This is a genomic window from Staphylococcus schleiferi, assembly GCF_025558325.1.
Taxonomy (GTDB): domain Bacteria; phylum Bacillota; class Bacilli; order Staphylococcales; family Staphylococcaceae; genus Staphylococcus; species Staphylococcus schleiferi.
The window spans coordinates 385,262-409,181 of sequence record NZ_CP094712.1; the positions used below are offsets into that span (position 1 = coordinate 385,262).

At 37.7% G+C, this 23,920-nt stretch carries 21 protein-coding genes; 18 read left to right on the forward strand and 3 right to left on the reverse strand.

Annotated elements, in window-relative coordinates; all coding sequences use genetic code 11:
* Positions 1 to 27 precede the first annotated feature (27 nt).
* From dhaK to dhaM, 3 genes are read left to right on the forward strand one after another with little or no spacing between them, the layout of a single operon-like run.
* The gene (gene dhaK, locus MUA40_RS01585; protein WP_016426055.1) at positions 28 to 996 is read left to right on the forward strand and encodes a dihydroxyacetone kinase subunit DhaK; all 969 of its coding nucleotides are present in this window, start codon (positions 28 to 30) and stop codon (positions 994 to 996) included.
* Positions 997 to 1,008: 12 nt separating this feature from the next.
* Positions 1,009 to 1,590, forward strand: coding sequence for a dihydroxyacetone kinase subunit DhaL (dhaL, locus tag MUA40_RS01590; RefSeq protein ID WP_016426056.1), 582 nt, complete (start codon positions 1,009 to 1,011; stop codon positions 1,588 to 1,590).
* Positions 1,587 to 1,946: a dihydroxyacetone kinase phosphoryl donor subunit DhaM gene (dhaM, locus tag MUA40_RS01595; protein ID WP_126496471.1), complete on the forward strand. Its 360-nt coding sequence runs from the start codon at positions 1,587 to 1,589 to the stop codon at positions 1,944 to 1,946. Before dhaL ends, dhaM begins: the two co-directional genes overlap by 4 nt.
* A 70-nt stretch (positions 1,947 to 2,016) precedes the next feature.
* Here dhaM and MUA40_RS01600 read toward each other — a convergent pair whose 3' ends face one another.
* Positions 2,017 to 2,367 (reverse strand): zinc ribbon domain-containing protein YjdM, encoded by a 351-nt coding sequence (locus MUA40_RS01600; RefSeq protein ID WP_016426058.1) that lies wholly within the window; start codon positions 2,365 to 2,367, stop codon positions 2,017 to 2,019.
* Between the two features lie 152 nt (positions 2,368 to 2,519).
* Between MUA40_RS01600 and MUA40_RS01605 the strand changes: the two genes are divergently transcribed.
* From MUA40_RS01605 to MUA40_RS01630, 6 genes are all read left to right on the forward strand, one after another.
* Positions 2,520 to 3,908 carry an NAD-dependent succinate-semialdehyde dehydrogenase gene (locus MUA40_RS01605; protein ID WP_016426059.1) on the forward strand — a complete coding sequence of 463 codons (1,389 nt, stop codon included), beginning with the start codon at positions 2,520 to 2,522 and terminating at the stop codon, positions 3,906 to 3,908.
* A 348-nt stretch (positions 3,909 to 4,256) separates the two neighbouring features.
* Positions 4,257 to 4,577: an antibiotic biosynthesis monooxygenase gene (locus MUA40_RS01610; protein ID WP_037559566.1), complete on the forward strand. Its 321-nt coding sequence runs from the start codon at positions 4,257 to 4,259 to the stop codon at positions 4,575 to 4,577.
* A 153-nt stretch (positions 4,578 to 4,730) separates the two neighbouring features.
* Positions 4,731 to 5,708, forward strand: a complete 978-nt coding sequence (locus MUA40_RS01615) for an alpha/beta fold hydrolase (RefSeq protein ID WP_167732608.1) — start codon at positions 4,731 to 4,733, stop codon at positions 5,706 to 5,708.
* A 17-nt stretch (positions 5,709 to 5,725) separates the two neighbouring features.
* Positions 5,726 to 6,445, forward strand: coding sequence for a MerR family transcriptional regulator (locus MUA40_RS01620; RefSeq protein ID WP_016426062.1), 720 nt, complete (start codon positions 5,726 to 5,728; stop codon positions 6,443 to 6,445).
* A 311-nt stretch (positions 6,446 to 6,756) separates the two neighbouring features.
* The gene (locus tag MUA40_RS01625) at positions 6,757 to 8,670 is read left to right on the forward strand and encodes a PTS fructose transporter subunit IIABC family protein (protein WP_126496468.1); all 1,914 of its coding nucleotides are present in this window, start codon (positions 6,757 to 6,759) and stop codon (positions 8,668 to 8,670) included.
* 357 nt (positions 8,671 to 9,027) lie between these two features.
* Positions 9,028 to 11,031, forward strand: coding sequence for a midas domain-containing protein (locus MUA40_RS01630; protein WP_016426065.1), 2,004 nt, complete (start codon positions 9,028 to 9,030; stop codon positions 11,029 to 11,031).
* 92 nt (positions 11,032 to 11,123) lie between these two features.
* On the opposite strand, the gene MUA40_RS01635 is transcribed toward MUA40_RS01630, so the two are convergent.
* A complete protein-coding gene (locus MUA40_RS01635; RefSeq protein ID WP_126496058.1) occupies positions 11,124 to 13,175 on the reverse strand; it encodes an amidase domain-containing protein in 2,052 nt (683 codons plus the stop codon).
* A 304-nt stretch (positions 13,176 to 13,479) separates the two neighbouring features.
* Between MUA40_RS01635 and MUA40_RS01640 the strand changes: the two genes are divergently transcribed.
* The 3 genes from MUA40_RS01640 (at position 13,480) to MUA40_RS01650 (ending at position 17,639) form a co-directional block, all read left to right on the forward strand.
* On the forward strand, positions 13,480 to 16,341 hold the full coding sequence (locus MUA40_RS01640; RefSeq protein ID WP_016426067.1) for a YhgE/Pip domain-containing protein: 2,862 nt from the start codon (positions 13,480 to 13,482) through the stop codon (positions 16,339 to 16,341).
* Between the two features lie 284 nt (positions 16,342 to 16,625).
* On the forward strand, positions 16,626 to 17,261 hold the full coding sequence (locus tag MUA40_RS01645; protein ID WP_016426068.1) for a class I SAM-dependent methyltransferase: 636 nt from the start codon (positions 16,626 to 16,628) through the stop codon (positions 17,259 to 17,261).
* Positions 17,262 to 17,288: 27 nt separating this feature from the next.
* Entirely contained in the window at positions 17,289 to 17,639 is a 351-nt protein-coding gene (locus MUA40_RS01650) for a DUF2200 family protein (protein ID WP_167732613.1), read from the forward strand.
* 229 nt (positions 17,640 to 17,868) lie between these two features.
* On the opposite strand, the gene MUA40_RS01655 is transcribed toward MUA40_RS01650, so the two are convergent.
* Positions 17,869 to 18,084: a YozE family protein gene (locus tag MUA40_RS01655; RefSeq protein ID WP_016426070.1), complete on the reverse strand. Its 216-nt coding sequence runs from the start codon at positions 18,082 to 18,084 to the stop codon at positions 17,869 to 17,871.
* 203 nt (positions 18,085 to 18,287) lie between these two features.
* On the opposite strand from MUA40_RS01655, the gene MUA40_RS01660 reads away from it, so the two are divergent.
* The 6 genes from MUA40_RS01660 to MUA40_RS01685 all read left to right on the forward strand — a co-directional run bounded on the left by MUA40_RS01660 (position 18,288) and on the right by MUA40_RS01685 (position 23,853).
* Positions 18,288 to 19,034 carry an epoxyqueuosine reductase QueH gene (locus tag MUA40_RS01660; protein ID WP_016426071.1) on the forward strand — a complete coding sequence of 249 codons (747 nt, stop codon included), beginning with the start codon at positions 18,288 to 18,290 and terminating at the stop codon, positions 19,032 to 19,034.
* Between the two features lie 79 nt (positions 19,035 to 19,113).
* A complete protein-coding gene (gene nikA / locus MUA40_RS01665; RefSeq protein ID WP_126496060.1) occupies positions 19,114 to 20,601 on the forward strand; it encodes a nickel ABC transporter substrate-binding protein in 1,488 nt (495 codons plus the stop codon).
* A complete protein-coding gene (gene nikB, locus MUA40_RS01670) occupies positions 20,591 to 21,580 on the forward strand; it encodes a nickel ABC transporter permease (protein WP_126496061.1) in 990 nt (329 codons plus the stop codon). Before nikA ends, nikB begins: the two co-directional genes overlap by 11 nt.
* Positions 21,577 to 22,401: a nickel transporter permease gene (gene nikC / locus MUA40_RS01675; protein WP_167732615.1), complete on the forward strand. Its 825-nt coding sequence runs from the start codon at positions 21,577 to 21,579 to the stop codon at positions 22,399 to 22,401. The genes nikB and nikC overlap by 4 nt, the downstream gene beginning before the upstream one ends.
* The gene (locus MUA40_RS01680) at positions 22,394 to 23,167 is read left to right on the forward strand and encodes an ATP-binding cassette domain-containing protein (protein WP_262569770.1); all 774 of its coding nucleotides are present in this window, start codon (positions 22,394 to 22,396) and stop codon (positions 23,165 to 23,167) included. Before nikC ends, MUA40_RS01680 begins: the two co-directional genes overlap by 8 nt.
* Positions 23,164 to 23,853 carry an ATP-binding cassette domain-containing protein gene (locus MUA40_RS01685; protein ID WP_016426076.1) on the forward strand — a complete coding sequence of 230 codons (690 nt, stop codon included), beginning with the start codon at positions 23,164 to 23,166 and terminating at the stop codon, positions 23,851 to 23,853. Before MUA40_RS01680 ends, MUA40_RS01685 begins: the two co-directional genes overlap by 4 nt.
* Positions 23,854 to 23,920 lie beyond the last annotated feature (67 nt).

The following is a 23,920-nucleotide window of genomic DNA, read 5'->3' on the forward strand; positions in this document are numbered from 1 at the left end:
GAAGAAAAGATGAGAGCAGGTGACAACATGAAAAAGTTAATTCAAGAAAAGACACAGTTTTTAAACGACATGTTAGATGGCTTGAAGTATACGAACCCTAATATTGATGTCATAGCAGAAACGGTTGTCGTTCGGAAAGACAAAAAAACATCTGGCGTTGCGTTAGTATCAGGGGGTGGCAGTGGTCACGAACCTGCACATGCTGGCTATGTTGCAGAGGGCATGTTAGATGCAGCAGTATGCGGTGAGGTTTTTACATCTCCAACTCCGGATAAAGTATTAGAGGCAATCAAAGCAGTAGATAATGGTGATGGCGTTTTATTAATTGTTAAAAATTATGCAGGAGATGTCATGAACTTTGAGATGGCACAAGATATGGCAGCGATGGAAGGCATTAACGTCGAAATGGTCATTGTCAAAGATGACATTGCCATTGATGATGCGGACAAAAGAAGAGGCGTTGCCGGCACCGTATGGGTACATAAATATGCGGGCTATTTAGCTGAACAAGGTACACATCTTAAAGCACTCAAAACAAAAATTGAACAGTTTCTTGAAGGCGTTCGCTCTATTGGTATGGCAATCATGCCACCTGCAGTACCGACTACAGGCAAATATGGTTTTGATATTGGCGAAGATGAGATGGAAATCGGAATCGGTATTCACGGTGAACGAGGATTAGAACGAACTCAAATAGAACCGATTGCCCAAATTGTTCAACGCTTAACCACAAAACTAGAACAAGAAGTCGACAGTGATGCATTGATTGTCATGATTAATGGCATGGGCGGTACACCGCTTTCTGAACTCAATATCGTCACAAAATACGTAGCGCAGCAATTAGAAAAAGAAGGTAAAGTTGTCAAAGGATGGTTCGTTGGGGACTATATGACTTCATTAGATATGCAAGGTTTTTCACTCACATTTGCGCCATATGATGCCCATGTTTTAGCAGCACTTAATGCGCCTACAACAAGTCGAAATTTTAATTCATAGGAGGATGTAACAATGGATGTGACAATTTTAAAGGAACGTTTATTAGCTCTAAAAGATATCTTTGAAAGAGAAGAAGCCCATTTAACTGATCTCGATCGTGCTATTGGCGATGGAGACCATGGCGTCAATATGAGACGTGGCTTTGAGGCACTACCTGCACAGCTTGATGATCAGTCTATTGCGACATTACTCAAATCGACAGGGATGACATTAATGTCTAAAGTCGGTGGCGCTTCAGGTCCTTTATATGGTTTTAGTTTTGTCAAAATGTCACAAGTTGCTAAAGATGACATTGACCATGATAATCTAATCGCAATATTAAAGGCATTTGAAGATGCAGTTGCACAACGCGGCAAAGTAACGCGAGAAGAAAAAACGATGTATGATGTCATTTCACGCGCGCGAGAAGCGGTGGAAAATGGTGAGCGTGTAGATTTAGAAAAATTACAAGCATTAGCAGATGCGACTCGTGATATAGAAGCCACTAAAGGGCGTGCATCTTACTTTAAAAAAGAGAGTTTAGGCTATGTAGATCCAGGTGCACAAAGTAGCGTATATATTTTAAATGCATTAATAGGAGATGAAAAGAAATGACAAGTATCGTACTCATTAGTCACAGTGAAAAAATTGCAGAAGGTACAAAAGATTTACTAGAACAAATGGCACAAGGTGTGAGTGTTATTGCCGTGGGTGGTAATGATGGTGAAATAGGGACTTCGTTTGAAACAATCTCAGAGGTATTGAATGATTTAGAAGAAGATGCGATTTGTTTCTTTGACATTGGGTCTTCAGAAATGAATTTAGATATGGCTATTGAAATGTATGTAGGGCATTACCGAATTGAGAAAGTCGATGCGCCTATTGTAGAAGGCAGTTTTATCGCAAGTGTGTCATTATCAACTGGACAATCTATGGACGAGGCCATCGCTTCTGTCAGAGATACATTTTAACTTGAAATAAAAAAGGATGAAACAATGATAATCCAGAAAAGGTTTATTGTTTCATCCTTTATTTTATATGTTAGTTAATTTTTTTTACAACTTCTGATTTTAAGCCCATTTGACCAAAACCGGGGATTTTACAGTCAATATCATGACCATCTTCTGGGGCGACGAGTTTAATATTTTTAACTTTTGTACCTTGTTTGATGACGCCTGATGTGCCTTTAATTTTTAAATCACGGATAACTGAAACCGTGTCACCGTCTTTTAGTTCGTTGCCATTTGCATCACGAATGATTTCTACGGCAGCCGCTTCTTCAACTGCATTTTTTGTCCATTCAAACGCACACATCGGACAAACATAAGCAGCCCCATCTTCATAAGTATATTCTGAATCACATTGTGGACAGTTTGGAATTGCGGTTGTCATTTTCTAATCACTACTTTCCTCAAGTTATACTTATAATCTAGCATATTCAGGATGAAAAGTATGTAACAAATTGAAGATAGTGTTACGATAAGCATAACAAAAAAATTGAGCACATTTAAAATCTATTCATTGAGAGGAAGCGAGATGGTAAAATGTCAAATTTAGAAGTCAAAAATCCTTCTACAGGTGAAGTCATTGCAACTTATCTTTATACTGACGAGCAAGCCATTCATTCTAAAATTGAGCGAGCACATCAAGCATTTTTATCGTGGCGTGATGTCGATGCCCATGAACGTTCACGTTTATTATGGGCTTGGTCGGCTTTAATTAAAGACAATCGTGAAGCCTTAGCCCGATTAATTACATTAGAAGGGGGCAAACCTTACGCAGAAGCACTCGGAGAAGTAGATTACGCAGTCTCTTATGTCGATTGGTATGCTGAAGAAGCTAAAAGAACATATGGCAGAACAGTGCCCGCGAATACCCCAGATAAAAAGATTATCATTGATAAGTTTCCAGTAGGGGTGGTCGCAGCAATTACACCATGGAACTTTCCAGCGGCGATGATTACTAGAAAAATGGCACCTGCACTCGCAGCAGGCTGTACAATTGTTTGTAAACCTGCCACTGAAACCCCAATGACGACGATTCGATTAGTTGAACTTGCCCATGAAGCGGGCATACCTGAAGACGCAATTTCATATGTCTTAGCAAGCGGTAAAACAGCAGGCGAAATCTTTACGACACATCCCGATGTCCAAAAGGTTACATTTACAGGTTCAACACCCGTAGGTAAAAAATTAATTGAACAATCTGCCAGTACAGTTAAAAATGTCACAATGGAACTCGGGGGCCTTGCTCCGCTCATTGTACATAAAGATGCTGATATTGACCAAGCGGTTGCGCAAACAATTGCGACTAAATTTAGAAATGCAGGTCAAACTTGTATTTGCGCAAATCGTATTTATGTTCACCACGCGATCGCTGATGAATATGAGCGACAGTTAATTGAACAAGTCCATGCGCTTAAAGTGGGAGATGGCATGGCAGAAGATGTTAAAGTTGGACCGCTCATTAATGAAAAGGCAGTTGAAAAAGTGATTGATCACTTACAAGATGCTAAACAACATGGCGGACAACTATCTAGAAGCTGGGATGAAGTGAAATTAGGCGGTAATTTCATTAATCCAGTCGTTGTCACACAAGCCAACCAAGAGATGAAATGTATGCATGAAGAAACGTTTGGTCCAGTGGCGCCAGTTATGCGTTATGAGGATTTAGACGAAGCCATTCGAATGGCTAATGATACAGAATTTGGACTCGCTGCTTATTTCTTCACGAATGATTATCGTACAGGTTTATATATTTATAATCATTTAGATTACGGTGTGATTGGATGGAATGATGGTGGACCTTCAGCAGCTCATGCCCCCTTTGGTGGCATGAAAGAAAGTGGCTACGGCCGTGAAGGTGGCATTGAAGGCATAGAACCCTATTTAGAAACTAAATATTTATCTATCAAAGTAGACGACCCGTCTTAAAATGCGTAAAAAATAGGTCAATGTAAAAGGTAATATAAAAAATGGGAGAGGGACTGTGAGATGATTCGCAATCCGCTCTCCTTTTCATTTGTTACACAGGGTGTTTACTAGAATGGGGATGTTCTATGATGTGATGTTCATCACAACTTCAAATCCATTTTGATATGAAATGAAGACGTGAAATCTGGATTATAGTTGATATTGATAATCGTTATCAAATATAATAGGGGTGTCAGAAGATAATCAAAGTTTGAGTGCGATAGATGATGTTTGACGCGTCTTGGACAATTGATTAAAACTAAAGTGGTTTTTGCCCATGCGTATCAGGAATAAGGAGTTGGAAGTATGATGTTTATGGCAGAAAATAAATTGACATTAACAAAAGGAACAGCGCAGGAAACGATGCAACGTTTTCATCAACGTCAAGGCATTGAAACGATTGATGGCTTTATAGAAATGTATGTGACACAAACGAATGATTTAGAAGAATTTGATGAAGTAAAAATTTTAACCATTTGGCAATCAGAGCAAGCATTTAAAAATTGGCTTTCTTCAGATGTTTTTAAAGCCTCACATAAAAACGTGAGAAGTCATCGAGAGGACACAGAAAGTCCAATCATTAAAAACAAAGTCTCTACGTATACAATCGACTATCATTACAAAAAATAATGCATGGTGTATCGACAAATTGAATACAAATCCTTTCACGGTTTTGGACGCGCGTATCACGTCCAAAGCCTTTTTTTATGGTTTTAAGGTGTTCGCTTACTCTAAAGGATAAGAAATGATTTATAATTGATATGAAAGATTTGAGGTGTAGAGATGAAAACATATATAGAAGCAGATGGCCGCAAAGTGAAGAAATTATATCTTTCTCTAAATGGACATCGCCAAGGCGTTATTATTGAAACAAAGGATGAACAAAATCCAATTTTATTAGTCGTGCATGGGGGACCAGGTTTTCCACTTTATCCATTTTTTCGCGCACACCATATTGATTTGACGGATCAGTATACGGTCGTATATTGGGATCAGAGAGGGACGGGGATGTCGTATACACGTCAAATAGTAGGGATGTGCGACCTCATTGATGATTTATATCAACTTATCCAATTTTTACGTTTACATTTTCATCAAGATAAAGTGTTTTTAATGTGTCACTCGTTTGGAACCATTATCGGTACCCATGTAGCGCACCGTTATCCAGAAGTGATTGCAGCTTATATTGGTATGGGGCAACTGGGAAATGTTTTTCATAATGAACAGCTTATACTTGATCATTTACGCTTTTTAGCTCATGAAGAAAACAATCAAAATGCGGTTAAACGGTTAAACCGTGTACACCTCACGCGTCAGTTTAATACAAATCGCTACTATGGTCGCGTACGCCAACGTTACACAGAGCGTTATAAAGTTGGGTTTTCAAGTCATGGCTATTCGTTATGGCGTATGTTTAAAGTGATGATGTCGACACCTTACTATAAATTAATAGAGCGGATTAACATTGTGAGAGGGAGTCTCTCAACATTTGAGCACTTAACGAATGAGATGGCCAATGTCGATTTAAATGATATTGCCCAGGAAATAACAGTGCCTTTTTACGTTTTGCAAGGTGTCCATGATTTGCAAACGACGTATGAAGATAGTAAAGCCTTTTTTGATCGTGTGGCTTCAAAAGATAAGCATTTCTATGCCTTTCAAGATACGGCACATGCACCTTTTATAGACGAACCTCAAAAAATGCTCGCAATTATGCATAAGATTGTTGACCATGACGTAAGGTCATCGTGTACAACGTAAATAAGGAGGTGAGATCAATGTCCCATTATTCGACAGGTGAGCTTGCTGAAAAGTTCAATATTTCAAAGCGAACGTTACAATATTATGATCGACAAAAGTTATTAAAGCCAGCCTTTGTTAAAGATAATCAATATCGTATTTATACTGATCGTGAAGCGGAACAATTGAACCTGATTTTAATGATGAAGTCTTTAGGTTTAAGTTTGGCTGAAATCCGAAAATTGATTCATGCAGAGGGCACACTTAAGACGGTTCGTTCAATTTTAGAACAAAAAATAAGTGCATCAGAAGAAATGATTCAGCAACAACAACTTCAATTAAAGCAGATGAAAACAATTCAAAAAATGATTGCTACGTCATCAACAGCACCTGTGCATACACTATCGGACATTGAGAAAATAATGAAAAATCAACCTTATTTATCTCAGTTAACACAAAAAACGATGGTCCTGGGTACTACAGCATCATTCGCTAATGTCATTGGAATCAGTCTTAGTTTGAAAAGCCAAACCGCGTGGCCAACAGCTATAGCATTGACTTATAGTGCTATTGTTGCGTACCGTATGACAGTCGATTATTATGGCAAGGTAAAATATCAATGTCCAAACTGTCAGACAACGTTCAAACCTGACTTATGGACTTGGGCGTTTGCAAGCCATACATCAACAACACGGAAATTCGAATGTCCCCATTGTCATTTTAATGGATACTGTACTGAAGTTTATGATGAAAGTTAAGCATGCAAATCCCACATGGAACAGAATCCGATTTTTTAAATGCGCATTGTTAAATTGAACAAAAATTTGAAGGGATCACGGTGGTAGGGAAGATTGTTTTTGATGAAAGCTTGATTTAAAGCAATGCATCAAATCTGTCATTTGCTACCACTTTTCTTATGATGTGTTTTTTATGGGTTCAAAAATCGCTTTATATATAAGACTTTATCAGACATACTATGTTGTAAGCGCTTAAAATATTCGTTGAAATACAATCAGCAAGGGGATAATATGGAGGTGTATTTGAATTTTAGAAAGAGGAAGTGTTAGGCGTGAACATACTTGCAATCACATCTTGTCCCAATGGTATTGCACATACATATATGGCACAAGAAAAGTTAGAACAAGCTGCAAAAAAGCTAGGTGTCAGCATTAAAGTTGAGACACAAGGCGGTATCGGGGTCGAAAATGAATTGACAGCAGAAGAGATTGAAAAAGCAGACGGTATTATTATTGCATCAGATCGACAAGTTGACTTATCACGTTTTGATGGAAAACCTTTAATTAGAGAAAGCGTCCGTGCAGGAATTCATCAACCAGAAGCTCTGATACAACGCGTTATTGATGGACATGTGCCAATCTATCAAGGTGATAAAATGAATGCATCTTCTGAAGGTGTTTCAGAGAACAATACGTCTACGAAGCATCAGGGTGTTCAAGCAGTCTATCAGCACCTTATGAATGGTGTTTCTTTCATGGTCCCATTTATTGTAGTAGGGGGATTGTTGATTGCCATTGCCTTATCATTAGGAGGCGAAAAGACCGCAACACATGGTTTAGTAATTCCGGATGACTCGTTTTGGAAGCCTTTTGAAAAAATAGGGGCATTGTCTTTTAGTTTTATGGTTCCTATCTTAGCTGGGTATATCGCGATGAGTATAGCTGATAAACCAGGACTCGTTCCAGGTATGATTGGAGGCGCGATAGCGGCGGATGGAAGTTTTTATGGCAGTGATGCAGGTGCAGGCTTTTTAGGAGGAATTGTCGCAGGATTTTTAGCGGGCTATATCGCTAAGTGGATTAAAAATGTAAAAGTTCCTAAAGCTATGGCGCCGATTATGCCTATTATTGTGATTCCAATCATTGCTTCTGTTCTGGTAGGCGTAATCTTTATATTTGTGATTGGTGCACCTATTGCCAGTGTGTTCAGCGCTTTGACAGTTTGGTTAAAAGGCATGCAAGGCGCAAATATCGTCATTTTAGCGATGATTATTGGTGCCATGATTGCTTTTGATATGGGAGGCCCAGTGAATAAAGTGGCATTTTTATTTGGTTCTGCTTTAATTGCTGAAGGTAACTATAGTGTAATGGGAATGGTTGCTGTTGCAGTTTGTACACCGCCGATTGGACTCGGACTCGCAACATTTATCAAAAAGAGTAAATTCAATCAAAATGAAATTGAAATGGGTAAAGCCTCCTTTACGATGGGCTTGTTTGGTATTACAGAAGGGGCCATCCCATTTGCTGCACAAGATCCATTACGCGTCATACCTGCAAACATGATAGGGGCTATGATTGCTTCAGTGATTGCGGCGCTGGGTCATGTCGGGGATCGTGTTGCACATGGTGGACCTATTGTTGCAGTTTTAGGCGGCATTGATCACATCCTTATGTTTGCGATTGCGGTCATAGTCGGAAGTTTCGTGACGATGGCAGTCGTGTTAATTTTAAGAAAAAAACCTGTTGCACGTCGGAGTAGTAACGAACAAGTAGATCAAATGCCAAACGAACGCACAAAGGAAATGCGCGATGATACGCATGTAGCGGTGTCACCCGTAGAGGCTAAAGATGAGAGTGCTCAAGTTGACGAACTGTTTGATGCGAATGTGATTTTAAACATCAATCAGTCAATCTCACGAGATCATGCGATTGATATATTGGTTGATGCGTTGCAAAAGGCTGGCTATGTTAATGATGAAGTCGTACTCAAAAAAGCTATTTTAGCTAGAGAAGCAGAGGCAACGACTGCGCTCGGAATGAACATTGCGATGCCCCATGCAAAAACAGATGCGATTCGTCAGCCTGTTGTCGCTGTGTTAAAAAATGATACAGGTGTAGAATGGGAGAGTTTAGATGGTACATGGCCACAATTAATCTTTTTAATTGCAGTGCCACTGCATAGTCATGACACACACTTGAAAGTACTCCAACAATTATCAAAAGCATTAATGCAAGATGACAAATGAGTGCAATTGTTGAATGCTTCAGATCCTAAAGCATTATATAGTGATATACAAAGGTTAATTTAAGTGCTTGTTAAAGAATCTTTGAAAAAAATAGTTTAAAAGCAACTGAGGGTCCAAATAGGTGGCCATGAGTTGCTTTTTGTTATTATGTAAAAATTTTAAATTTTATTATAGATATAAATAGTAAGCAATTCTAATTTATTTCTTTGATAATGAAGCGAATATTAAAGGTTTTTCATTCATTATGAACTAGATTTTCACAATTACATTTTGTTTCATACATTTTTAGATAATAAATATTTAAAAATTTCAACGAAGGGTCTATAATAGTAACATGAAAAAGAAAGGAAGGATGACATGACTCAGTCAAAATCAACGCGACATGTCAATGTGCGCCATCATTTATTAAAAACTGGTACCGCGCTTTGTTTAGTAGGATCATTATTCTATTATCCAATCAGTGCAACCTCCCCTTCTTATGCACATGCATCAACTCAGTCAGACGATGATATTCAACGATTACTTGACGATGCAGAACATCAAATTAATAAAATGGATTCATTGAATACAGATTATAAAAATGATTTCTTAGAACTTCTACGCGCAAATGATGATTCTCAACAAAGTATTAACAAAATCATTGAAGAAGCTGAAGCAGCAAATAAAAAAGCGAAAGATGCAGAGACGAAGGATGACGTTAGACCGCAACTAGACAGTATCGATCAAAGAATCAAACAGTTAAAAAAAGAAGTTGACAGACATCAACAGGCAACACCTCAAGCCAAAAATAGAACAGATGCCCCTCAACCATCGCATACGAATACATCGGATGATGATGATTTGTCGAAATTGATAGATACAATCAATGATTTATCGAAAAAAGAGACAGAACAACCAAAGTCTGAGCCTGAACAAAATAATGATGGTACACAAGGCCAATCGCAAAGTGATAACCGTCCAAAACAGAGTGATGAAACACCCAAAAATGATGCCACTTCTGACGATCAACCCGATACAAACAATGACATTGCTGAAGAAATGCGCAAACATTTGAGTGGTACAAAAGACCAACTTCATCAAATGGATCGTGATTTAACAGCAGATAGAAACACATTGCACCAAAAGTTAAATCAACGCGATGAGGCGTTAAAAGATTTGCTTAATGATCGAGACAGCGTTGTATCACAAATTGATGATATGGCTTCAAAATCGGTTGCTGATCAATCTGAAGATTACTTAGCGCAAAAACGTCAACATTTAAATGAGCTTCAAAATAAAATTGGTAGCCGCTCAGACCTCTCACCTAAGCAACAACAAAAGTTGCATGAAAGTGCGAAGACTGTTGCATCACAATTGAACCAACAAAATGATGAAATATTATCTCGTTTAAAAGCAGCCAATGATAAACAAGCTGCGGTTAAGTCGATATTAAGTGACTTATATAATGATAAACAAGCAGCAGCAATCGCAAAGCAGATTCATACACATGGTCAAAACAATCAACAAATTGCCGACCAATTGCAACGAGCGATTGATGATTTGAAACAAACACATAGTGATACGTTGTTGTTAGGTATGTTGGATAACACAGCGCACACTAAAGATTTGGTGACAACTTTATTAAGTACGCGTTTTGATGAACAAAAAGCGAAACAATTAGCTCAAAAAATCATGGAAGGGCATCCTTCAAATCAAGAAATTTTGAGTAGACTCAAAAAGTATTATAAATCCAATGGTAAAGCAACGAGCGATGATATTTTAAATGCGCTATTAAAACAAGCGCATAATAAAAAAGACGCGATTGAAGCTATTTTGGATGGTCGTTTAAATCCAGATAATGCGTCATTAATTGCACAACGTATTTCAAAGGATATTCATAATACAAAAGATTTACTAAAATTAATTCATGGCGAGTTGGATGCACAAGCAAATCGCTTACTCACACTACAAAAACAAATCAAAGATGTTAGAAATGATTTCCGTACTAATATTAATGACATTTTATCGCCATTACGCCATTTGCCAACTTTAGATTTAACAAATCAACGTCATCGTTTATTGTTACCATCTGAAAGTACAAATGATAAATTAAGAAAACTACTGAACCAAAGACCTTCTGGTGGCCTAGGTGGATTATTCCAACATGATTTTGCACCGAAACCAACCATTGATCCGTACCAAAAAGTAAATAAACTCGCAACAGGTGACAACTTCTTAGATAACTTATTTGATGAAAATGGTAATTTTAAATTACCAGACTCAGGTCAAATGACTAAAAATGCAGCATTACCAATTGGTATTATTGTCGTCATTTTAGGTATCGGTTTATTAATTAAATATTTGAAAAAACGTAAACAATAAAATAACCGAAGATAAAAAGAACAGCAACACGCACTGTCAAATCAGTTTGTGTTGCTGTTCTTTTTTGTATATCAAGTTGTAATGAATAAAGGTTATTCGTTTGAAGTGCCACCTTTAATATAGTCTAAAGAGTCAGCATCTTCTTTATCGATTGTACGATAAGAAATGACACCTAGCCCTTTGACGTTAGATTCAGAGACAACGATAGAACCATCTTTATTTACCTTTTCAACAAAAGCAACGTGACCGTAGTAACGGTCCGCACCTAATTGACCAGGTTTGAAGACAACAGCAGTGTGTGCTTCAGGTTCACTTGAAACAGAGAAGCCTTTCGTTAATGCTGAGTAAGTCCAGTCACTCGCATTACCCATATCTCCTGCGATATCCTTATCAAATTGTGCCATTCGAGAGTATACATACCAAGTACATTGACCTTGAGGGTATGGTGAAGCACTTGCCGCTCTGAATGGTTTAAAGTCACCACTTACGGCTTCGCTATTTTGTTTCATTGTATCTTCGTCTAATAATGAACCCATTTTTTTATGATCGAAGCGTGTTAAATCATAAGTTTTAATCAATGATTTTAATTTTTCGTCGTACTGTGGATCCGTTGCATATGTACCGACAAGCTCTGAAGCAGCTGTACGATAGCTGGAGCTTTCACTTTTCCATGTTCCTTTATAAATAGAAGGATTGCCATCAATACCATTTTTAATTAAATCTGCATAATCGTTTAACGAAGCTTTACGATCTGGGTATTTTCTAAAATCTGCATGAATTTGATACATTGAGTGTCCGTCAGATTCTAATGTGTTAAAACCTACAGATTCTCCTTTATAGCTCCCTTTCATACCGAAAAGGTTGAAATTCGGTTCGCGTGATAATGTACTTCGACCCGAATCAGATTCCAAAATCGCTTGCGCAATCATAATCGAAGCATAAATATCTTCTTTTTGACCGATGTCATGTGCATCTTTGGCAATATCATTGATAAATTTACGCGTCGATTCTGTTGGTACAACGCGAAATGTATCGGATGAAGATGAAGCATCATTACGACTTGGCATTTGTTCAAATAACGTTGTTTGACGTAAATGACTATTTTGAGGCAAATCTTTAAATGTTTGCGCAGGTGCTTGTTCACGTGAATGTTTCAATGCATCGGGTTCAGGGATTTGCTCATCATGACCGTTTGAATTTTTATGTTTCTGTTTCTGATAATTTTGATGTGTTTTTGTTGCGTTATCACTGTATTCATCTAAAAGTGAATCAATCATATCATCATTTTTACTTTTTGATGTTGAAGCACTGCTTTGCTCTTGATCTTGCTTGTCTTCTGAATTTGATTGTTGCGCATCTGTTTGATTGTCATCTTTATTTGAAGTTGTGTCATGTGCACTTGAATGGTCTGTTTCTGAAGATGACTGTGAATCATTCATCTGCGGTTGTTCACTGTCTTGATCATCAGATTGTGAAGGGTTATTGTTCTCATCTTTTGTAACTGAATCATCTTTTGCAGTTGAATCGTCTTCAGAAGCGGATGTGTCTTGGTCATCACGAGATGCTTCTGAGTCAGAAGATGACTGTTGATCATTTGTAGTATGATGAGTGCCTTTTAAAATATCGTTAAGCGCATCGAAAAAGTCACGATCTTCAGGTTGAGTAGCACTTTGTTCATTATTTGAAGTGTTCTCAGCAGGTGATGCTTCGGATGAAGATGAAGCGTCACTTGACTGCGGTTCGTTTATGAAGTGACTGTTTTGTGCATCGTCACTTTGATTATTGAAAGAATGGTGGAATAGGTCGCTAAACCAGTCATTACTTTTCTTATACGTTGGCCAATTCCCAATCGAAGAAAAACTTGATTGAGATGGATGATCAAAAGTATGCGTACTATGGTTGGAACGCTTTTCTTTTGTCTTTTTATCTTGTTTTGAGTCATCTGATTTTTCAGAGGAACTCTCTTTTGAACTGTCATCATGATTGCGATCTTGTGATGTTTCTTGTTCATCATCTACATCTGAAATTTTATCTTTTACAGTTTCTGTCGCTTTAGGTGAGGCAGCATGTGCCAAGTTTGATGTGACAGGGGGAAAGATAAGGGCTGTGGTCAATAAACCTGTGAAAATAAATTTACTTTTCAAAGCGTTACTCCTTTTCTCTATATAGTTTTTGTCTTGCAATCAAAAAGGGAGACTCATATCCTAGAAATGTAAGTCATATTTTTGGTTACGAAACGACTCAGTTTGTATAAAAAGTGATATATGAAAGACATGATAAATGCTATACAAACTAAGGATGAACTTGTTATACTATGGTGTGTCTTTGCAACTTGTTGACATATGTTAACTTTAATTTGAAACAACAAATAAATAAATATTGCACATACTTATATTACATGAATCATCATGATTTATAAAGTGTTTGAGTAGATATTGAGGTGAGGAAATGAAGAACGCCATCAAATTATTTCTGATGGACATTAAGAAGATTGCCAAGACCCCTGGTGCAATCATCATTATCTTAGGATTAGCGATTTTACCATCCTTTTATGCTTGGTTTAACTTGGAAGCAACATGGGATCCTTATTCAAATACAAACCACATTAAAGTTGCTGTTGTAAATGAAGACAAGGGTGATACGGTACGTAATAAAAAATTGAATGTTGGTAATCGCCTTGAGGATACTTTGAAAAAAGATACCCATTTTGATTGGCAATTTGTAAGTCGTGAAAAAGCAGATCATGATTTACGCATGGGTAAATATTACGCAGCGCTCTATATTCCAGAAGGATTTACACATCAAATTACAGGTACTTTACGTAAAGACCCACAACAAGCAAAAGTGGAATATAAAGTGAACCAAAAGCTCAACGCCATTGCGCCTAAAATGACTGACGCAGGTTCGAGCGAGATCGTGAAAAAAGCCAATCAGAAATTTAATGAAACCGTAACGAAAGTATTGCTTAAAGAAGCAGATCGTTTAGGGATTAAACTTGAAGATGAGCTTCCAGCATATAAAAAAGTTCGTGATGGAATTTATGCTGCAAATAACGCATTACCTAAAATTGAACGCTTCCGTGAAGGTTTGATTTACTTAAATGAACATCAAGATCAGCTTGATCAATACGCAGATAAATTCAGAGAGTTAGATCGCTATAAAGACGATGCGGTCAATGCAACTGAGCGACTCAACCAGTTGAATGCAAGTATTCCTGCAATCAATGAGCGTGCAAAATTAGTGGTTGCATTAGATAATTCACTCCCTGAAATTGAACGTATTTTACAAGCTGCAAGCCAAGTGCCAAACCGTTTTCCAACAATTAACAAAGGGGTGGACATAGCGATTGGTGGCACAGATAAAGCATTGAAAGACCTCAACTCAGCACAACAGTTGTTACCTTCTATCGAGCAACGCATTCGAGCTTATGGAGAAGTTGTTAACAACGCAAGTCAAGCGAATGATCAATTAGCGAATGACGTTTCTCGTGCACAAAATCAACAAGGTCAGCAAGCAAATGTTCAAACAGCGCCACAAAGTACGCATCAGTCTCATTATCAGACAAGCCAAGTAAGTACGGCGAATGACGCGAGTGGTCAACCATTACCAAATGGACAAGTAATATCGAATGATGATGCAGCATCTTTAGAGTCTGCCTATTCAAAATCATTGCAAGATGTCAATTCAGCAGCAGCTTCGCAATTAAAAGCGACTCAAGATGATTTGGATGCTGCTAAAAATATGGGCTATGGTATTATCAGCTCAAATGACGCTTCACAATTTAAAGAACCGTTATCTCATCTTATTGCGCGTATGAACCATGCGAATAAAACAATTAGAGATTATCGCGACTTTTTATCTGATGTTGAACGTACAGAAGGCGTTAATTTGAGTGAAGCCCAAGCACAATTGAAAACAGCGCAGGATGATATTAAAGAAGCAACGAAACGCTTGAACAAGTTAAACGATGCTATTGCAGCAGGTAATTCTGGTAAAGCAGAAGCGATGGATATCATCAAACGTGTAGATCATATTCAAAAACAAATTAAAGCAGCGCAAACGATGTTGAAAAACGATGTTGCGAATAAGTTATTGGATGTTTCACACGCTTTAGGTAAAGCACTAGACAAAGGTGCAGTGACATTGAATGTTGCACAAGAAAAACTTCAAAAGGTGCAATCGATTATACGTAGCGGCCAAACGATATTATCAGATGCCAATGAGCGTTTGAAACGTTTGAGTGATACGTTACCTGCTGTTGAAGCAGAGTACATTCGTGCAATGTCAGCAGCGCAAGCTTACTTCCCAGAATTTAAGAAAAAAGTTCACAATGCGTCTGATTTTGTAAAAAATGATTTACCTGCCCTTGAAAACAAAATTTCTGAAACGACACAAACAGTTAATGAAAATTTACCAACAGCATTCGCAAAATACGACCGTTTACGTCAAATTCTTGATGCAAACCAACCGAAAGCGAAAGAAGCGCTAAGCAATCTTGCGGACTTTGCTAAAAATGATTTTCCAAGTGTTGAAAAAGACTTGAAAAAAGCGAATAAAATATTTAAGCAATTAGATAGAGACAATACGATTGAAGAGTTGATTGATTTATTGCGTAATGACCTCAAAAAACAAGCGGGCGTCATTTCAAATCCAATCGATTTACAAAAAGAAAATGTGTTCCCAGTTAAAGATTACGGTTCAGCAAGTACACCATTCTATACAGCACTCTCTATTTGGGTAGGTGCACTGTTGCTTGTCAGCTTGCTTACAACACATAATAAGCATCCTGAATTGAAGCCATATTTAACAATACGTGAGACTTATTTAGGTAAAATGGGACTATTTGTCGTTATGAACATGATTCAAGCGCTTATTGTTTCAATAGGGGACATCGTTATTCTGAAAGCATCGGTTGAGTCAGTATGGCTCTTTATTACCATTTGTTTATATTCAGCCATCATATTCTCGGTTATTGTTTATACATTGGTTTCTGTATTAGGTAACCCGGGTAAAGCGCTGGCTATCGTATTATTAGTATTACAAATTGCCGGCGGCGGTGGGACGTTCCCAATTGAGGTTACACCTCAGTTTTTCCAAACAATCCACCCGTACTTACCGTTCTCATATAGTATTGATGCATTGAGAGAAGCAGTAGGTGGCCCTGTACCACAAATTTTAGTTTTTAAATTAACAATGCTCACAGCCTTTGGTGTCGGCTTCTTCCTTGTAGGTCTCATTGGTAAACCTTATTTAGATCCTTTAGCACAAGGACTTGCAGATAAAGCTGATAAGAGTAACATATTGGAATAATATTTTAAACGTATTTTTCGTTTGAGTTTAAAAATCAAAAGTGAATCAAAATAAAAGGTGTAAGTCATAGCGCAAAAATTGCATTGCGCCAAGTGGCTTACACCTTTTTGTATTCAAATATCTAAACGAATTGTAAGGAATTTCGTCATGCATCCAATGCTTACGAAAGTCATTTTTAACTAAATGGAGTCAAAGATTGTGACGATAATTTGAAGTGATTGGCAGAGCGAACTTTTTAGTATATAATACATATCGAATTACTAAGAAATAAAAAGGAGATTGCTATGGAATTCATGGACGTGTTTGAAAAATGGGCAGAAAGATATGATGATACGGTATTTAATACGAGCAAAGAAAACGAATATAAAGATGTCTTTGAAGGTTATTCAAAGATGTTAGACCAAATTGCACAATTATCAACAGGTGAAGTATTAGAAATTGGTGCAGGAACAGGGAATTTAACCCAACATTTAATCAATCAAGGCTTAGACGTGACGGCAATTGACCCATCAGAAGATATGAGAGCCATTGCCAACCAAAAAGAAGGCATCCATGTGATAGAAGGTCACTTTTTAAAAATTCCAGTAGAGAAAAAATTCGATACCATCGTGTCGAGTTTTGCCTTTCATCATTTAGATCATCAAGGCAAACAAGAAGCACTGAATTATATGAAACAATTTTTAAAACCAAATGGCCATATCGTTTTTATTGATACGTTATTTGAATCGGAAATGAATAAAAACCAAATCATTCAATACTACACAGATAAAATGTATGTCAATTTAGTCGAGGACTTACAAACCGAATACTATCCATTTAAAGATGAACTTGAAAAGATTGTAGAAGCGGCAAATGGCACTGCAGAATTTGAACAACAAAATCGTTTTGCTTGGTTGATTCATATGAAATTTGAGCATTAAAGTGAAAACAAAGGTGGCGTGAATGCGATGGCATACCATATTTATCATGTGGAAGTAAATGAAGTTTATCCCTATTATGTGCGTAAAATGAATAAAGTAGGGAGTACGTATCAAGATGTTAATGAAATCATTTGTTGGCTCACAGGTTATTCTCAAGATATGCTTGAATCAAATTTAAAAAATGGAACGACATTTGAGATGTTTTTTAAGCAAGCGCCACACCTGAATCCACAGCGTAAAAAAATAAAAGGGATAATTTGTGGTGAACGGATTGAAGAAATGGAACCGTCACTCATGAAAGAAATTCGGTATTTAGACAAAATGATTGATGAGCGGTCACGTGGACGTTCAATGAAGCAAATTTTTCGGGAAGGTTAAATCTAATGACAATAGAATAATGAGACAAAAGGTTACGGGTGATGTTTCTGAGTCACTTAGGATAGCGTCTGGCTAAGATGTATGGATTTACATTGAAGGTCAGGCGCTTTTTATTGGCGTCTGATGCTTAGAGAGAAGTAACTAAATAAAAAAGGCGCCTCTTGACTTGAGCGCAAGAGGCGTTGTTAGAGGTGATACATTCCATATAAAGTGAATGTGAGGTCTTCATTTAGCTTTGTCCAAATTGCAAATAAATTGCAATCGCTCGTTTAATAACAGCTAAATTCAATTGACCGAGACATGAAGCTTCACGAAAGCATGCTAATATTTCATCGGACGTATGAAGCTCCTTAGGAAATCTAGCATCTGCATGCATATGTCTCGCCAAATCACCTAATGGGGTATCATCACCAATGTAAATCTGCATATATTCATAAAAGCTCAAGTATTTAATCACCTCATTTACGAGCTAAAAAGTATTATAACATAAAGGGCGAGTCTGAAGTAAAAAATATATTCTTGAGGTCATCATCGGGTCTGTTAACGGCGAATCCTCTTATCATTGAGCTCAAGTGAATCATTCATTGCGTTAGTGATTTATGTTATATTTTATGTATCAATGATATTTTTTATAAGTGGGGGAGCAAAATGATTCAAGCAGAACAAATACTAGATAAAATGAAAAACCAAAAAATTAATTATGATAAAGTTTTACGAAAAATGATCATGAACTGGGAAAGAGAAAACGAGCGCCCATCGATACTACTGCATAGTTGTTGTGCGCCATGTAGTACCTATACACTTGAGTTTTTGACTGAACATGCAGACGTTGCAATTTACTTTGCGAATCCTAATATTCATCCTAAAAATGAGTATCTTCGTCGTGCGCGTGTACAAGAAAAATTTGTCAATGACTTTAATGAACGTACAGGCAGTCATGTAAAATATATCGAAGCGCCATATGAACCACACGAATTTATGAAAATGGCTAAATCTCGTGGGCTAACTGAAGAACCTGAAGGCGGCGCACGTTGTTCAGCATGTTTTGGTATGCGCCTTGAGATGGTTGCTGAAGCTGCAGTTGAAATGGGATACGATTACTTTGGTAGTGCAATCACATTGTCACCAAAGAAAAATGCACAATTGATTAATGAAATCGGCTTAGATGTACAACAAATCTATGATGTAAAATATTTACCGAGCGACTTCAAAAAAAATAAAGGATATGAGCGTTCTATTACGATGTGTCAAGATTATGATATTTTCCGCCAATGTTACTGCGGTTGTGTTTTTGCTGCTCAACAACAAGGTATCGACTTTAAGACAATTAACCAACAAGCGAAACGCTTTTTAGATCATTTGGACCAACAAAAACAAACAGTTCCTGAAAGCTAATTTGGTGCTTAAATATTTTTTTGATATAATATCATAGTTAATTATTTTATTCTTATATAGAGAAAGAAGGCATTTAACTATGAAATATCAGCGTTCAGTGGCATTATTTACGACGGCCTCATTATTGCTCGCAAGTTGCGGAACTTCTTCGCATTCTAAAGAGAAGATATTGGATATTGAGCTCCCTTTGAAAACAACTTCAATTGCTCCCTATGAAACGGACGTTCCTGTGCGCGTAGGTGCGGCAGAAACACTATTTAAGGTTTCAAAAAATGGTGAAATTCAACCTTGGTTAGCACAATCGTATCATTACAATTCGTCAGACCAGTTAGAAATTAAACTTAAAGATCATATCCATTTCCAAAATGGGGTCCCACTGACGGGTGAAAAAGTTAAAAAAAGTCTAGAAATAGCATTGAAAAAGAGTCCTTTTGTTAAATCTACACTACCCATCAAAAATATTAAGGCTCAAGGCCAAAAAGTAACGATTACAACAAAATCATCCTATCCTGAACTCGCCTCTGAATTAGCTAATCCTTATGTGGCGATTTTTGACGTGGATGCTAAAACAGATTTAAATACACATCCTGTAGGAACGGGGCCTTATCAAATCAAAAGTTATCAACGTTCGCAAAAAATGAGCCTAGACCGAAATTCAAAATATTGGCATGGACAACCCAAACTTGATGGTGTGAATGTCACTTACCAAGAAGATGGAAATGCGCGTGTCAGTCATCTAGAATCTGGACAAGCTGATTTAATCACCGATGTCCCTGTGAATCGTATTCAGCAATTAGCCAAGTCGGAACAAACAAAAATAGCGCGTGTATCAGGTTATCGAACACAGATGGTCGTTTATAATCAAGAAAGTGAAAAGATGACACGCCCTGTCCGCCAAGCGCTAGATGCGGTCATTGATAGAAAAGGTATTGCAGAGAAAATTTCGAAAGGCTTTGCCCAGCCAGCTACAGGTCCTTTTAATGATCATCTTGATTTTATTAAGCATCAAGCAGTGAAAAAACAGAATATACAAGATGCAAGGGCAATAATGGAAAAAGAAGGTTATAATGATGCCCGCCCTTTAAAAATTCAACTAATTACATATGAAGGTCGTCCAGAATTACCTAAAATGGCACAAGTCATTCAGTCGGATGCCAAAAAAGCCCATATCGATATAGATATCCGAACAGTTGATGATATTGAAGGTTATTTAGCAGATCGTTCCCAGTGGGATGCAACAATGTACAGCTTTGGAACGATTCCGCGTGGGGATACAGGTTACTTCTTCAATCAAGCCTACCATCAAGATGGTTCGGTCAATAAAGGGGCCTATAAAAACTCAAAAGTGACGGCAATGATTGAACAATTAAATCATACGGTCAATCAAGGCGAACGTGAGAAACTATCTAATGACATTATTGAAACAGCCGCACGAGATATACCAGCAAGTTATATTACTTACAATGATACGGTTGATGGTCTTAACCGAAATGTGAGTCACTTTAAAGCAACACCAGAAGGCATCTATTTAGTTGATGAAAAGATTGATATGACAAATGCGCATTAAAAGATTTGTTCGCTTAATCGTTAAAATGATCAGTGTACTGTGGATTTTATCAACGATTACTTTTATTTTAATGAAGTTGACACCAGGCGATCCAGTGGTTCATATGCTTCATGTTGGAGAAGCGAATGTGTCACAGTCGACTATCAATGCCACGCGCCAAGCGTATGGTTTAAATGATCAATGGTTTATACAATATGGACGATGGTTGGTAAACGTGATTCATTTTGATTTTGGTGTGAGTTATCAAACGCATGAACCCGTGCTCAAAGCGCTTATATTTCATGCGCAACCTACAATATTGATTGCCATATTGACGATAATGGTCGTCATGATGACGGCATTACCTCTTGGGATATGGGCTGGGCGTCATCCAAATAGTAAAATGGATCGATTGATTCGTACCGCGACATCAATGACAGTGAGTCTTCCGTCGTTCTTTTTAGGTATTGTTCTCATTCATATCTTTGCAGTCCGTTTAAATATTTTACCTGCATCTGGGTATGCTTCGCCGCTTCACTTGGTGTTACCCGTAATGGCAATGAGTATTGGAATGAGCGCCTATTATATTCGTTTGATGAGATCTACAGTGATGAACTTGTATCAAAGTCGAGAAGTTGCCGCTTCACGTTTACGCGGTATGTCTGAACGGTACATATTCTTTACAGATATATTGAAACCTGCACTGGTACCTGTTGTAACCATATTAGGCTTATCTATAGGAAGTTTAATAGGAGGGACAGTAGTGATAGAGCGCGTATTTAGCATTCCGGGGTTAGGGCAATTTTTAGTGGATAGTGTGCGTGCGAGAGACTATCCCGTCATTCAAGGTATAGTTTTAATGATGGGTGTGATTGTAGTCTTGGCGAATATGTTAAGCGACATGCTGATTTTGTTTTTAGATCCAAAGCAACGTTTACAATATCAAAAGACAGAGTCTCTACGATTAGAAACAGCTGAATATGAGGTGTCTTCACAATGAAAAAGCAGCGACGTCAGTTACCTTTCATTGTGTGGATATGTATCGGTTATTTATGTTTACTCATTGTTGCTCAAGTGATTGTTTCGAAACAGGCTGCCTTTGATGTGAAACTAGATGAAAGTCTTTTACCTATCAGTGCAGCACACTGGTTAGGCACAGATGATTATGGCCGGGATTTGTTAGCAAGTCTTGTGATAGGCGCTCGGTACACGTTGTTAATTAGCTTGTTAACACTGTTATTAACGATACTGGTGGGTGTGCCAATAGGGATGCTCGCAGGCTATTTCAAAGGAAAATTAGACCAAATAATCATGCGTATCATTGATATTGGTTTAAGTATTCCTGAATTTGTATTAGTGATTGCAATGGCCAGTCTGTTGAAACCAAGCATTTGGAATATTGTATTCGCCATGATTTTGTTAAGATGGATGACTTATGCGCGCTTATCACGGACCATCGTTAAAAGTGTAAGCGGCAAGGATTATATTAGGATGGCAAAATTTTATAAAGTGCCTACGCCCATCATTATATGGCGACATTGTTTGCCACACGTGTTGCCTTCGATTTTAGTAGTGGCTACTGTTGATTTTGGTAAAATTATTCTATATATCTCGGCACTTTCATTTCTTGGATTAGGAGCGCAACCGCCTTTACCTGAATGGGGCGCCATGCTGAATGCAGGTCGTGATTTTATGACTTCAGCTCCCCTTTTATTGTTTGCACCCGCGGTGATGATTACGGTTACGATTTTAATTTTCCAGCTGACAGGTGATGCCTTACGTGACTATTTTACAAGAAAGGAGCGTCACGTTAATGGATAAATTACTTGAAATTCGTGATTGGACGATTCATGATGCAGAAAAAACGATTGTTCAAAATGTCGACTTCACGCTTTATACTTCACAAGTGAATCTATTAATTGGCGAGAGTGGTGCTGGCAAAAACATGCTTATTAAAAGTTTGCTCGGTGTCTTGCCAGAGCGATGTCGTGTTTCTTATAATGCATTTTTATATCGAAACGTATCTGAACGCACACTCAAACCCTACTTAGGGCGACATATTGGCTATATTTCACAAGACTATACGCATAGTTTTAATGATCACATGCCCATCAAGAAACAACTCATTGGCATTTATCGTCAACACTATCAAGTTTCACATGAAACGGCTGAAGCCCATGTTCAAGCAGCTTTAGGGTGGGTAGGACTCGAAGCAATAGATTTGTCAAAGCGCTACCGATTTATGTTATCGGGAGGACAACTGGAGCGTGTCTTAATTGCGAGTGTCATGATGCTAAAGCCTTCACTTATTATAGCGGATGAACCGACAGCGGCATTAGATGTCGTTACAGGACATCAAATTATGACCTTACTTTGTGATTTAGCGCAATCACATCAAGTCACTTTATTGATTGTGACGCACAACTTAGCCCATGTTTCACGTTTTAGTGATTATATTTACGTCTTGAAACAGGGGCAACTCATCGACAAAGGGACATGGTCGCATTTTAATTCGGCGACTGTACATCCTTATAGTGCGAAACTTTTAAGCTATCGTCATCCGTTACAGAAGGGACGAGTTGAATGATTCAATTAGAGCATATCAACGTTAAATATCAAAAACAGCAAGCACTGAAAGATGTTTCATTAAAAATTGAAGCCCATGAAAAAGTAGGGATTCTAGGTGAAAGTGGTTCGGGGAAGTCAACTTTAGCCAGTGTTATGTTAGGAGAAGTCGTACCACAAAGCGGTCAAGTCATTTCAACTTTTCAACATGTCTTACCTATATATCAACATGCCGTACATGCATTTAATCCGAAATTGTCGATTGAAGCTTCTATGAATGAAGCGTGTCATTACAATCAAAAGCAACGCGAGTTTTATTGTCACTATCGTGATGAACTCATGCAGCAAATGCAGTTATCTGAAACATTATTAAAGCGCTATCCGGCTGAACTAAGCGGAGGGCAACTTCAACGATTTAATGTGATACGGACGTTAATGCTTCAGCCTGAGTTATTAATTTGTGATGAAGTCACTGCCCATTTGGATGTCGTTGCTGAAGATAAAATGGCACAACAATTAAATGCACATGCGAAGCGGACACAAAAAGCAATGGTGATTATTTCACATGACATCGCTTTTTTGCAAAAAATTGTTTCACGCATTATCGTATTAAAAGCGGGAGAAATTGTAGACGCTTTTCCAATAGAAAATTTATTTCATGAAGAACGCGCACCTTATACAAAATCTTTATTAGCCCTATATCAGTAATCACTGCGTATATCCTTGTTATTTTAAATCGAAAAATTTCATATTATAAAAAGCCCTTGTTCACATC